Source organism: Mesorhizobium sp. M7A.F.Ca.US.005.03.2.1, assembly GCF_003997795.1.
Taxonomy (GTDB): domain Bacteria; phylum Pseudomonadota; class Alphaproteobacteria; order Rhizobiales; family Rhizobiaceae; genus Mesorhizobium; species Mesorhizobium ciceri.
Window position 1 is genome coordinate 1 of the sequence record NZ_RZRP01000090.1, and the last position, 12,195, is coordinate 12,195.

The window sequence follows — 12,195 nt, forward strand, 5'->3', positions numbered from 1 at the left end:
GGTCCAGCCCGATCGCGGTGATGGCGGCGGCATTCGACTTGGAACACAGCGTATTCGATTCGCGGTTAAATTCCTGTGCCAGAAAATCGAGCTTGCGACCGACCGCGCCGCCGCCCACCAGCAGTGCCCGGCCGGATGCGACATGCGTTTTCAGCCGGTCGATCTCTTCGCGAATATCGGCCTTGGTGGCCAGGAACGCGGCCTCCATGTGCAGTCGGGTGGCATCCAAATTGGCGGAAGCGTCCATCAGCAGCCTGACCTGCTCGGCGATGCGTTCCCGGATCACCGCGGTCTCGCGGGATGGATCCACTTCTGCCCGCAGCGTCAGCGCCTCGATTGTGTCGATATGACCCGACAGCAGCAAAGCCAGCGCGGCCCCTTCGCCCTGCCGAGCCTGTTCGAGCCCGTTCAAGGCCACTTCGAGCGCGGCCATGATCGCGGCATCGAGCGCAGCCCTCGCCTCCTCGGTTTCGACAGTCTCGGGAATGTCGAGCACGCCACGCAGCGAAAGCAATCCATCCGAGGTCGCCGCAGCAACGCCGAACTGCTCCTGCAGCCGCTTGGCGAGCCCAGCCAGGTCCTTCAGGAAGGCTTCGTTGACGACCGGCTGCGCCTGCGCGCCGACGGCACGGCCGATGGTCAGCGTCGCCTGAAAATTGCCGCGTGCAAAACGTTTCTGAAGTATCTGCCGGACAGCCGGTTCCAACCGCTCGAAGCCTTGCGGCAGCCGCAGCCGTACTTCGACGCTCTTGCCGTTGACGGACTTGACCTCCCAGGCGATCGAAGTGCCTTCGTGCTCGGCGACGGCACGTGCAAAACCGGTCATGCTCTGCAAATTCATATCGCCCACACGTCCCTGGCACATTGCCCCGAACCGGCTTTCCGGACAGAGCAAGTGCGGCTTGAAAATGACTGCGCAGGCGCGTCGAAATCGGACGCGCGGCGCTCTTGCAAATGTCAGGGCGTCGCCTGTCGGGCAACGCCTTTCTTCATTCTACTGGGCAGCGCCCGCGTCACCGCCGCTGTCGTCGGCACCGTCAGCCGGCCCACTGTCGGCCGGCCCACCGTCCGCCGGCTTGACGGCATCGCTGTCGCCGCCGCCGGTCGTCTTGGCGGCTTTGGCGACGTCATCCGCCTGCTTCTTCTGCAGAGCGCGATAGCGGGCGACATTCTCGTTGTGCTCGTCCAGCGTCGCGGCAAAGACGTGCCCACCGGTGCCGTCGGCGACGAAATAGAGGTCGTCGGTCTTCGATGGGTTGGCCACCGCCTCCAGCGCTGCACGACCCGGATTGGCGATCGGCGTCGGCGGCAAGCCGTTGATCACATAGGTGTTGTAGGGGGTCTGTTTCTGGATATCCGACTGGTAGATCGGCCGGTCCGCCGGCTTTCCCTTGCCGCCGAACAGCCCGTAGATGATGGTCGGATCGGATTGCAGGCGCATGCCCTTGGCAAGCCGGTTCAGGAAGACGGCGGCAACCCGTGAACGCTCGTCACCCTTGCCCGTCTCTTTCTCGACAATCGAAGCCAGCGTGACGAACTCCTCGACGTTGGCCAGCGGCAGGTCCGGCGCGCGCCGCTGCCAGACATCGTCAACCAGCTTCTTCTGATCCGCAAGCAGCTTGTCGACCATCTGCTGGCGTGTCGCGCCGCGCGTGAAGCGCAGCGTGTCGGTGGCGAGGCTGCCCTCCGGCGGCGTGGTTGCCGGCATGTCGCCGCTCAAGGCAGTCTCCTCGGCGATGCGCTGCAATGCCTGGTCGACAGTCAGTCCTTCAGGGATGGTCAGCGAATACATCACCGACTTGCCGCTCTTCAGAAGCTCCATGATATCGCGCATGGAAGCCCTGGGCTTGATCTCGTACTCGCCGGCTTTCAGCGCCGAATCATTGCCGAAGGCGCGCACGCCAAGGCGGAATACCCGGGCATCACTGATCAGTCCGCGGCGTTCGAGCTGGTCGGCGATATCCTGGACGCCGGTGTTCGGCTTGACCAGGAAGGTATCGCCATTAGCGGAGGGTCCGGGCTCGGTGAATTCCTGCTTGCCGAAATAGACCGCGACGCCGGCCGCCAGAACCACCAGCATCACCGAGGAGATGACGAAGTTCATGAACACGACGACCTGGCTGCGTGACGCACGCGAGCGCTTCGGCGGCGGCGTGCCGGCCTCTGGCCGCAACGCCTCGCTGGCCGTTTTCGGCACGATCGGTCCGGATGTTGCCGGCCGTTGCCCGAATTCTCCGTTGCCTGCCGGATTTGTGTTCATTTCGCCCTACCGTTTGATCGCCCAACGAATCCCCAGCGGCAGAGTAGAGGCGAATATGGCAAAATTGACGGCACGCCAAAGCGTCGCCCGGCAGCCGGACGATCAGCCATTGTAGCGCTGGAAGACCAGCGACGCATTGGTCCCGCCAAAGCCGAACGAATTGGACAGCGCCACGTCGATCTGGCGGGCGCGCGGCTTGTTCGGCACCAGGTCGATCGCGGTTTCGCGTTCGGGGTTGTCGAGGTTGATGGTCGGCGGCGCGACATTGTCCCTGATGGCAAGGATCGAGAAGATCGCTTCGGCGGCACCGGCCGCCCCAAGCAGATGGCCGATCGACGACTTGGTCGACGACATCGAGATCTTCGATGCGGCATTGCCGACAAGCCGCTCGACAGCGCCGAGCTCGATCGTGTCGGCCATGGTCGAGGTGCCGTGCGCGTTGATGTAGTCGACGTCGGCAGGCGTAAGCTTGGCCCGGTTGAGTGCCGCCGTCATGCAACGGAAGGCACCATCGCCATCCTCGGCGGGCGCCGTGATGTGATGCGCGTCGCCGGTGAGACCATAACCCGTCACCTCGGCATAGATCTTGGCGCCGCGCGCTTTGGCATGTTCGAGCTCCTCGAGCACGACAACGCCGGCGCCCTCGCCCATGACGAAGCCGTCGCGGTCGCGATCATAGGGGCGCGACGCCGTTTGCGGCGAATCATTGCGTTCCGTCGACAGTGCCCGGCATGCGGCGAACCCGGCGATCGACAGCCGCGTCACCGGCGCTTCGGCGCCACCGGCGACCATCACGTCGGCATCGCCCCACATGATCAGCCGGGCAGCATCGCCAATGGCGTGCGCGCCGGTCGAACAGGCCGTGACGACGGCATGGTTCGGGCCTTTCAGCCCGTGCCGGATCGAAACCTGCCCGGAGACGAGATTGATGATCTGGCCCGGGATGAAGAAGGGGCTGATGCGGCGCGGGCCGCGTTCCTTGAGGATCATCGCGTTCTCGGCGATGCCCTCGATGCCGCCGATGCCGGAGCCGATCAGGACGCCGGTGGCGCATTGCTCTTCATGCGTCTTGGGTTCCCAACCGGAATCCTTCAGCGCCTCGTCGGCGGCGGCAATCCCGTACAGGATGAAGTCGCCGATCTTGCGCAATTCCTTCGGCTCGAGCACGGCCTCGGGATTGAAGGTGGCATTGCTGCCGTCACCACGCGGAATGACATGGGCGATCTTGCAAGCAAGGTCCTCCACCTCGAACTCGGTGATGCGCTTGGCAGCGCTGCGGCCGGTCAGAAGCTCCTTCCAGCTGTGCTCGAAGCCCATGCCGAACGGCGACAGCAAGCCAAGGCCCGTGACGACGACACGCCTCATCGCAGGTCCTCCCCGGTGATGACTGCAGAAAGCGTCAGGCCGAAGCCTTGTCGATGTACTTCACGGCATCGCCGACGGTCAGGATGGTCTCGGCCGCGTCGTCGGGGATCTCGACGCCGAATTCTTCTTCGAACGCCATGACGAGTTCGACCGTGTCGAGGCTGTCGGCGCCCAGATCATCGATGAAGCTCGCCTGCTCCGTCACTTTGTCGGCATCGACGCCAAGGTGCTCGATGACGATCTTCTTGACGCGCTCTGCGGTGTCACTCATTTGGGCATCCTCGTCTTTTGTTTGTCTGTCTTCGTTAGCGGGCAGAATGCCGCTAATCAAGCTGAAAGATGGTCCTGCCGGAAACGCAACGACTACGGACCGATTTTTGCCCGAACCGCCGGGTTGCGGGCCGCATTACACGAAAAATAGCTGAGGTCCAAGCCGAAATGGTCTCTTTACACAACCCGCCGGCGTTGCTGCAGAACCTCGTTCAAATCATAGCCATGCCGCCATTTACGTGGATGGTCTGGCCGGTGACGTAGGCGGCTTCGTTGGAGGCGAGATAAGCGACGGCGGACGCGACTTCGACGCTGGTGCCCATGCGCCGCGTCGGGATCGCCGCCATGATCGCCTCTTTCTGCTTGTCGTTGAGCTTGTCGGTCATTGCCGATTCGATGAAGCCTGGTGCAACACAGTTAACTGTGATGTTGCGGGTGGCGATCTCCTGCGCCAGCGACTTGGAGAAGCCGATCATGCCGGCCTTGGAGGCGCAGTAATTGGTCTGGCCGGGATTGCCGGTCACGCCGACCACCGAGGTGATGTTGATGATGCGGCCATGGCGGCGGCGCATCATCGGATGGGTGAGTTCGCGGGTGAGCCGGAAAACGGCGGTCAGATTGACCTCGATCACGCTGTCCCAATCGGCATCCGACATGCGCACGAACAGCCCGTCCTTGGTGATGCCGGCGTTGTTGACCAGGATGTCGACGCCTTCGAGATCGGCCTCGGCTTTCTGGCCGAGCGCCTTGACCTCGTCACGGTTGGACAAATTGGCCGGGAACAGCTTGACCCGGTCGCCAAGCTCGCTAGCCAGCGCCTCCAGTTTCTCGACGCGGGTGCCATGCAGGCCGACGATCGCGCCTTGCGCATGCAGCATCCGGGCGATCGCCTCGCCGATGCCTCCCGATGCGCCGGTGACGAGCGCCTTGCGGCCAGTCAATTCGAACATTTTTGTCTCCTGATTGAGAAGAGAACACCCCTTTTGCAGGGAATGGGATCAAATGGGGCTTTATGCAAGCGCTGCTAGCGTTGCCTCGACCTCAGCCGCCGAGCCGACCGACGCAGTGGCGATGTCGCGGTTGATGCGCCGCGCCAATCCCGAAAGCACCTTGCCGGCGCCAATCTCGTAAAGCGTGGTGACGCCATTTGCGCCGAACCACTCCACGGTCTCGCGCCAACGTACGCGGCCGGTTATCTGCTCGACCAGGCGGCGGGCGATCTCGTCCGGATCGCTGGTCGGGCTGACCGTGACATTGGAGAGGACGGGAACGACCGGCGCATTCTTTGTCACACCGGCGAGTGCGTCGCGCATGACGTTCGCGGCCGGCGCCATCAGCGCCGAATGGAAGGGCGCGGACACCTGCAGCATCAGTGCGCGCTTGGCGCCTTTCTCAGTGCACAGTTTCGCCGCCAGTTCGACCGCGGCCCTGGCGCCGGAAATGACCAGTTGGCCGCCGCCATTGTCGTTGGCGATCTGGCAGACGGAGCCTTTGGCGGCTTCCGCGCAAGCGGCTTCGACATCGGCCTGTTCCAATCCGATGATCGCCGCCATGGCGCCCTCGCCGGCCGGCACCGCCGCCTGCATGGCATTGCCGCGGATGCGCAGCAGCCTGGCGGCATCGGCAACCGAAACGAAGCCAGCGGCCGCGAGCGCCGAATATTCGCCCAGCGAATGACCGGCGACATAGGCGACCTTGCCTTTCAGCGAGAAGCCGCGCGATTCCAGCGCCCGGATCGCGGCCAGCGACACCGCCATCAGCGCCGGCTGCGCGTTGGCGGTCAGCATCAACGTCTCTTCCGGCCCTTCCCAGATCAGCTTCGACAGGTTTTCGCCGAGCGCGTCGTCGACTTCCTGGAAAATTCTGCGCGCCTCGGGAAAGGCCTCGGCGAGATCCTTGCCCATGCCGACTGCCTGGCTGCCTTGTCCAGGAAAGGTGAATGCAACGGCCATGCGCGGGCTCCCAAGGGCTGGTTTTGCTTGCCTGATAGACGAGTTTTTCTTGCCTGTGACGCAAGGCAGGCCGCCAAGTCAAGCCCGGTTCGACCCTGCTCGACGGCAGCTTCATCCGCCGAGTGCCTGTTCCGAAAGGCTTTTTGGCGATCACTCCTGATGAAAACCGCTCACGATTCGTTTGCTGGCTCTTCTTATTTTGGCCACAGGCGCTAGCTTTGCGTGACAATTCCATGACAATCGAGTGACGTGCTTGTCGCTGGGTGGGGAAGTTAAAGTGGCAAAGAGTTACAAACGCGCCGGCAAGGCCGCGCCACAGTTCCTGGAAGACGACCCCTCCACCGGCTATCTGCCGGGCAGGAGATGGCCGGTCGTGCGCTATGGGCTGATCAGCCTGGCGATCGCCGCCGTCCTGGTGTTTGCCATCGAACTGATCGTGCGCGGCGACTTTGCCGGCACGGTCTCCTTCTTCCTGCAGCCGCTCAAGCCGGGCTGGACCACCATCGTCGTGTTCGCGCTGATCCTGATCGGCCTCGATGCGGTGCTGGGCCGCAGCCATCAGAGCCTGATGATCGTCGCGCCGCTGACGCTATCGCTTGCCTTCGTCGGCCACCAGAAGTCGCATTATCTCGGCGATCCGCTCTATCCGACCGATTTCCTCTATGCCCGCCAGATCTTTGCGCTGTTGCCGCTTTTGGTGCGCGACCGGCCGATGACCGCGCTCGCCATGGTCGTCGGCATCGTCGCCGGCCTGTCGCTGCTCGTCTATGGCTGGCGGATGTGGCGCCGCAAGGTTCCCGCACTCAGCCGCAAGGGACGCCTTGCGCGGCTGACGCTGGCAGTGCCGCTGCTCGCCTTCTTCGTTTCGATCATGGACTATGCCACCTTCTCCTGGACCAGGGACCGGTTGCAGATCATCCCGATCATGTGGGACCAGAAGGAAAACTATGCCTCCAACGGTTTTGCGCTGGCCTTTGCGCTCAATGTGCCGATGGCGCATGTCTCTGCGCCGCCGGGCTATTCCGACAAGGCGATCGCGGCGATCGCCAGGCCCGATGTGACCGCCTCGGTGCCGGCCGAGAAGCCTGACATCATCATCGTCATGAGCGAGTCCTTCTGGGACCCGACCAAGCTGCCCGGCGTCACCATCACGCCCGATCCGATCCCCAATGTGCGGGCGCTGCGCTCCGGCTCGATGTTCTCGCCGGAGTTCGGCGGCATGACCGCCAATATCGAGTTCGAGGCGCTGACCGGCTTCTCCAACGCGTTCCTGCCGGCCGGCAGCATCCCCTACCAGCAATATGTGCGCACGCCGACGCCGTCGCTGGCAACCTTCCTCAAGAGCCAGGGTTATCGGGCGCGCGCCATCCATCCGGGCACCAACTGGTTCTGGAACCGTGGCGCGGTCTACGCCGATTTCGGCTTCAACGATTTCAAGTCGGAAGAGACGCTGCCGCCAATGCAAAAGCGCGGGCCACTGGCATCGGATGCCGCGATGACCGACGAGATCATCAGCGAGGCCGACGCCAGCGAAGAGCCGGTGTTCTTCTTTGCGGTCAGCCTGCAAAACCACGGTCCCTACGAACCGAACCGCTATTACAGTCCCACGCACAGGGTGCAGGCGCCGATCAGTCAGTGGGCGCGCGAATCGCTGCTCAGCTACGCCGAAGGCTCAGCCGATGCCGATCGCGGTCTCGAACGCCTCGTCGAATGGGCAAAGACACGCTCCCGCCCAACCGTAATCGCCTTCTTCGGCGACCATCTGCCGCCGCTCGGGCCGGTTTATGTCGAAACCGGCTTCCTGAAGGACAATGTCGCGCCGCGCAAGGAAGCGTCGCCCGAGGCTGCCCTCGAGCATCATGAGACGCCGCTGGTCATCTGGTCGAACCGCACCGGGCCGGCTGAGCACATGGGCGCCGTCAGCCCGGCCTTCCTGCCCTATCATATCCTGAAGACGGCCGGCATCAGCCATCCCTACTACACCGGCTTCCTGGGCGAGATGAGCGAACACTACCGTGTCGTCGACCGCAATTTGCTGCTGACGCCGGCTGGCGAGGCCACGCCCGATTGGGCGCGGCAGAAGGAGATCGATCCGGCGATCCGCGATTTCCGCCTGCTGCAGTACGATATGATGTTCGGCAAACGCCACGCGGCGCCCGACTTCTTCCCCGAAACGGTCGACAAGATTGTCGCCGCGCATACGAGTTGAGGCCAGCGATTCCCTCGGAGCCTGCTGGTCCGTCTCGGTTCGCGTGTTCAGTTGGTCAATTGCAGCTTCGTGAAATTGTTGGCGATCTGAAGGAACACGTTCGGCAGTTTGGTCGGATCGTTGACGGCATAATAGTTGCTCGGATCCGAGGCGCAGGCGCTGTAAAGCGCACGGTTGGCTGCGGTGTCGGATTGCAGCACCATGGTGTAGATCTGCACGCCCTCGTTCTTCAATTGCGTGCAAACGTTTTTGGTCCAGCCGTCGACATTGCGCGCAGCGGTCGTCTGGTTGTCCGATCCGAAGCGGCCGCCAGCCAGATAGCCATAGGATGTGTAATCCGACTTTGTCGATTCTTGTTCGCTGGCGCCATAGACGACGTTCTCGCCGTCGGTGAGCAACAGCACTATCTTACTGATCCCAGGCGTCTTCCACGGCGCTCCGTCGGTGTAGGGCGCGGCAGGCGACAGCACGCGCATACCCCACGACAGGCCCTCGGAGACATTGGTACCCGAGCCATTCCACTCGGTCATCTGACTGGCCGCCTTGCGCAGCTTGTCGAAATCGTCGGTCAGGGGGACCACCGGGGTCGGACACGCACGGTTCGGGCCGACAGTGATGGGAGAGCCGATCTCGGTGATGAGTTCCTTGGCGGGCGCAACATATTTGGCGATCTTTTCCCTGGCATCCCTGTCATCGGGCGACAGAAGTTCAATGAGATTGCCGAGCAGGTTGCTGAGATCGATGCCCAGAATGTTGATGCCCGACTGGGCAAGCCTGGTTTTGTCGCTGACATCGTTGAGATAGGAGTTGTTGTAGTATTTATCCGAATTGCCATAGGAGCCAGACGGCTTCTGGGCGTCTTCGGGATCATCCGGCGCAAAGTAGGGCACGAACAGCGTGTCGGGCTTGGCCGGGTCGGGTGGCGTGTCGGAGATATTGTAAGCGCCTGGCCGCGCCTCGACGCAACCTTTCCATCCGGTGCCATTCCATCCGGCATCGGCCCATCCGGTCTTCTTGAGCTGTTTGAAAAGCGCCATGTGGTTCGGCCGCTTGCCGTAGATGACGGGAAAATTGACGCCGTTGGTTGAGGACTTGCCGTCCATGTCGATCCAGGACGGGTCGAAGCCGTCGCCATTGACGTTGACGGCCGTCACGAAAGGAACCAGCGAGGCGCGGATCTTGCGCGTTGGCGATTTCGCCGCTTCGAGCGTGTCGAGCAACGATTTTGTCGCCGTCCTCAGCGCCGTCATCCGCGCGCCGGCCATCGAGCCGGTGTTGTCCAGCACCAGCACGACTTCGAGCTGGTTGTTCGATTCGACCGCCGAGGCATCGACCACGATGTGCTTGCTGTCGCCGAACAGGAAGGCGAAGTTGAGATGGACGTCCGCCGAGGCAACCGCCTTGGTCTTGACGAAGTTGACGCCCTTGTCGACAGTCAACGTCGCCTGCGCATTGTCGAGCTCGCCATGACCGACGATGTTGGCCTGGAAATAGCGGTTGAAAGCGTCATTGCGGGTGATGTCGAGATCGCCAAGGTGCGAAGAAGCAAGGTTTGCCGAATCGAGAGCGTTCTGCAAATTGCTCTTGGCCCGCATAAGGGTCGAGACATCGGTTGCGAAAGCGACTGCCGTCAGGATGACCGGCAAACCCAGTCCCAGCACAAGCGTGAAATTGCCGCTCTTCGAGCGCCATAATTTGTTGAGAAGCATCCTTACCCCCGGAAATGCTTGCCGCTTTTGCGCGGTTGTCCGGGCTTTTGCGCCTTCCATGATGAATCGACCGTTGACGGCCAGGCTTCAACTCCACACAACCTGCTGGTGTGGTTAAGACGTGGTTGCCGGAAACCACGACTCCGGCCGTTGCTGCTTCCCGATCGTCGCCTGCGACACACGGGAATGCCGCTTGCCCTTGCTTTGCGGCCGGATTGCTGTATAGACGCCCGCAATCTGCCGGTCCTTGCTGGGGGCTGAACGGAGGGCCGGAGGTTTTCAGAACCTTCGTGTGAAGCCGGAAGTGCTTCCGCCTCCCGTGTCTCCGCTCTCGACCGTCTCGTCATGCTCCTTTCTTCCCCCTGCCCCTTCGAGGGTTTGCGGGTCAGAGAAGTTGCAGAGGCTTTTGCCGCCGGGAACCGGGAGAGAAACGAAGAAAGGCATAAGACATAATGGCTCTTTACGAACATGTGTTTCTTGCCCGGCAGGACCTCTCGCAGCAGCAGGTCGATGCGCTTGTCGAACAGTACAAGGGTGTCATCTCCGCAAATGGCGGGTCCGTCGGCCGGGTCGAGAACTGGGGACTGAAGTCCCTCACCTACCGGGTCAACAAGAACCGGAAGGCCTACTACACGCTGATGGACCTGAATTGCCCGGCGGCCGCGCTCAACGAGATGGAGCGCCAGATGGGCCTGTCCGAAGACGTGCTGCGTTTCCTGACCATCAAGGTCGAGGCGCATGAGGAAGGCCCGTCGGCCATGATGCAGAAGCGCGAAGAGCGCTCGGAACGCGGCGGCTTCGGCGACCGTGACCGTGGCGATCGTGGTCCGCGTTCGTTCGGCGATCGTGATCGCGGCGACCGTGGCGATCGTCCGCCGCGCTCGTTCGGCGACGCCGGTGCCGATCGTGGTCCGCGCCGTCCGCGCGAAGGCTTTGAAGGGGGTGCAGAATAATGGTCGACATCAATCAGATCCCGACCCGGCGCCCGTTCCATCGCCGCCGCAAGACCTGCCCGTTCTCCGGCGCCAACGCGCCCAAGATCGACTACAAGGACGTGCGTCTGCTGCAGCGCTACATTTCCGAGCGTGGCAAGATCGTGCCGTCGCGCATCACCGCCGTCAGCCAGAAGAAGCAGCGCGAACTCGCCAAGGCGATCAAGCGCGCCCGCTTCCTCGGCCTGCTGCCCTACGTGGTTCGCTAATATCTCAAATGCGGGCGGTTCGCCGCCCGCTCTTCTCCCACGGCGACGGGCGCCGCAGGGTTGAACATCAAATCCCGGGTTGAGGTCAAAACCTCTAACTGCCGCACAGGCAGGACAGCGACACCAGCGCCAAAGGCGCTCAAGCTTCCTGACCTGTTCCCAAGACATTCGGCGCCGATCTCATCGATCGATTGGCGTCCAACCAAAGGAACAAATCCATGGACGTCATTCTTCTCGAACGCGTTTCCCGCCTCGGCCAGATGGGCGATACCGTCAAGGTCAAGGACGGCTTCGCCCGTAACTTCCTGCTGCCGCAGGGCAAGGCGCTGCGCGCCAACGAAGCCAACAAGAAGAAGTTCGAAGGCCAGCGCGCCCAGCTTGAAGCCCGCAACCTCGAGCGCAAGTCGGAAGCGGCCCAGGTCGCTGAAAAGCTCGACGGCAAGAGCTTCATCGCCGTTCGCTCCGCCGGCGAAACCGGTCAGCTTTACGGTTCCGTTTCGACCCGCGACATCGCCGATCTGCTGACGGCGGAAGGTTTTTCGATCAACCGCAACCAGATCCTGCTCAACCAGCCGATCAAGACCATCGGTGTCACCAATGTGGCGATCGCGCTGCATCCGGAAGTCGAGGTCACCGTCACGCTCAACATCGCCCGCACGGCCGACGAAGCCGAGCGCCAGGCCAAGGGCGAGACGCTGACCACCGCCGAAGCCATCTATGGCGACGACATCAACGACAACGCCCGGCCGGAGAACTTCTTCGATCCGAACACCGAGTTCGAAGGCGACGAAGACAACGCCTGATCACACGTCGCAAGCGATTGGAGCCATGGGGCTGATCACGACTTGACGCCAAGCTCCGATCACTTTGCCGTCATCCAGCCATGCTGGACCAATGCCCGGGCCTCGCGCCCGGGCATTTTTGTGCCAAATGGAACTTTTCGAACCCCTATATATTGTTGCAGACTATGGCGTCGCGCGTCCTTTGGCCGCGCAAAGCACGCTGTGCAACTTTGGTTCGGCGCAAGATCTCCGGCGAAATCGATCCCGATTTTCGCGGTCACGCGCCAAGGCAGCCTGTCTGGCCGAGAGGGGACATTTGGTCATGAATATTCTGTTGAAGCGCGTTCTCGACCGCTTGGTGCGCACCGGCAATCTTAGGGTAACCGGCCCCAAGGGCACGGCGGTGGTTTTCGGCGACGGCAGCGGCGAGCCGGTGCACATGCACAT

The 12,195-nt window shown here is 62.5% G+C and carries 12 protein-coding genes; 5 read left to right on the forward strand and 7 right to left on the reverse strand.

The features are described from left to right. Both EN991_RS07715 and mltG read right to left on the reverse strand, forming a co-directional pair. The coding region (locus EN991_RS07715; protein ID WP_127368504.1) for a YicC/YloC family endoribonuclease at nt 1–841 on the reverse strand (841 nt) is incomplete at its 3' end. Between the two features lie 153 nt (nt 842–994). Continuing rightward, nucleotides 995–2,104, reverse strand: coding sequence for an endolytic transglycosylase MltG (gene mltG / locus EN991_RS07720; protein ID WP_245268565.1), 1,110 nt, complete (start codon nt 2,102–2,104; stop codon nt 995–997). On the opposite strand from mltG, the gene EN991_RS40790 reads away from it, so the two are divergent. Continuing rightward, nucleotides 2,103–2,375 (forward strand): hypothetical protein, encoded by a 273-nt coding sequence (locus tag EN991_RS40790; protein WP_244514282.1) that lies wholly within the window; start codon nt 2,103–2,105, stop codon nt 2,373–2,375. The two genes, mltG and EN991_RS40790, sit on opposite strands and share 2 nt — an antisense overlap. On the opposite strand, the gene fabF is transcribed toward EN991_RS40790, so the two are convergent. From fabF to fabD, 4 genes are all read right to left on the reverse strand, one after another. Beyond that, on the reverse strand, nt 2,363–3,625 hold the full coding sequence (fabF, locus tag EN991_RS07725) for a beta-ketoacyl-ACP synthase II (protein ID WP_013532515.1): 1,263 nt from the start codon (nt 3,623–3,625) through the stop codon (nt 2,363–2,365). The two genes, EN991_RS40790 and fabF, sit on opposite strands and share 13 nt — an antisense overlap. A gap of 34 nt (nt 3,626–3,659) precedes the next feature. Beyond that, nucleotides 3,660–3,896 (reverse strand): acyl carrier protein, encoded by a 237-nt coding sequence (locus tag EN991_RS07730; RefSeq protein ID WP_006203723.1) that lies wholly within the window; start codon nt 3,894–3,896, stop codon nt 3,660–3,662. 211 nt (nt 3,897–4,107) lie between these two features. Further along, nucleotides 4,108–4,845, reverse strand: coding sequence for a 3-oxoacyl-[acyl-carrier-protein] reductase (fabG, locus tag EN991_RS07735; protein WP_013532516.1), 738 nt, complete (start codon nt 4,843–4,845; stop codon nt 4,108–4,110). 60 nt (nt 4,846–4,905) lie between these two features. Further along, nucleotides 4,906–5,847 (reverse strand): ACP S-malonyltransferase, encoded by a 942-nt coding sequence (gene fabD, locus EN991_RS07740; protein ID WP_013532517.1) that lies wholly within the window; start codon nt 5,845–5,847, stop codon nt 4,906–4,908. Between the two features lie 277 nt (nt 5,848–6,124). On the opposite strand from fabD, the gene EN991_RS07745 reads away from it, so the two are divergent. After that, the gene (locus EN991_RS07745; RefSeq protein WP_024504319.1) at nt 6,125–8,056 is read left to right on the forward strand and encodes an LTA synthase family protein; all 1,932 of its coding nucleotides are present in this window, start codon (nt 6,125–6,127) and stop codon (nt 8,054–8,056) included. Between the two features lie 47 nt (nt 8,057–8,103). Here EN991_RS07745 and EN991_RS07750 read toward each other — a convergent pair whose 3' ends face one another. Beyond that, nucleotides 8,104–9,765 (reverse strand): pilus assembly protein, encoded by a 1,662-nt coding sequence (locus EN991_RS07750; RefSeq protein ID WP_127368505.1) that lies wholly within the window; start codon nt 9,763–9,765, stop codon nt 8,104–8,106. 452 nt (nt 9,766–10,217) lie between these two features. On the opposite strand from EN991_RS07750, the gene rpsF reads away from it, so the two are divergent. From rpsF to rplI, 3 genes are all read left to right on the forward strand, one after another. After that, the gene (gene rpsF / locus EN991_RS07755; protein WP_013532520.1) at nt 10,218–10,718 is read left to right on the forward strand and encodes a 30S ribosomal protein S6; all 501 of its coding nucleotides are present in this window, start codon (nt 10,218–10,220) and stop codon (nt 10,716–10,718) included. After that, entirely contained in the window at nt 10,718–10,966 is a 249-nt protein-coding gene (rpsR, locus tag EN991_RS07760; RefSeq protein ID WP_006203718.1) for a 30S ribosomal protein S18, read from the forward strand. Before rpsF ends, rpsR begins: the two co-directional genes overlap by 1 nt. Before the next feature lie 218 nt (nt 10,967–11,184). Next, complete coding sequence (gene rplI, locus EN991_RS07765) at nt 11,185–11,769, forward strand: 50S ribosomal protein L9 (protein WP_013532521.1); 585 nt, start codon at nt 11,185–11,187, stop codon at nt 11,767–11,769. The last annotated feature ends 426 nt before the right edge of the window (nt 11,770–12,195 follow it).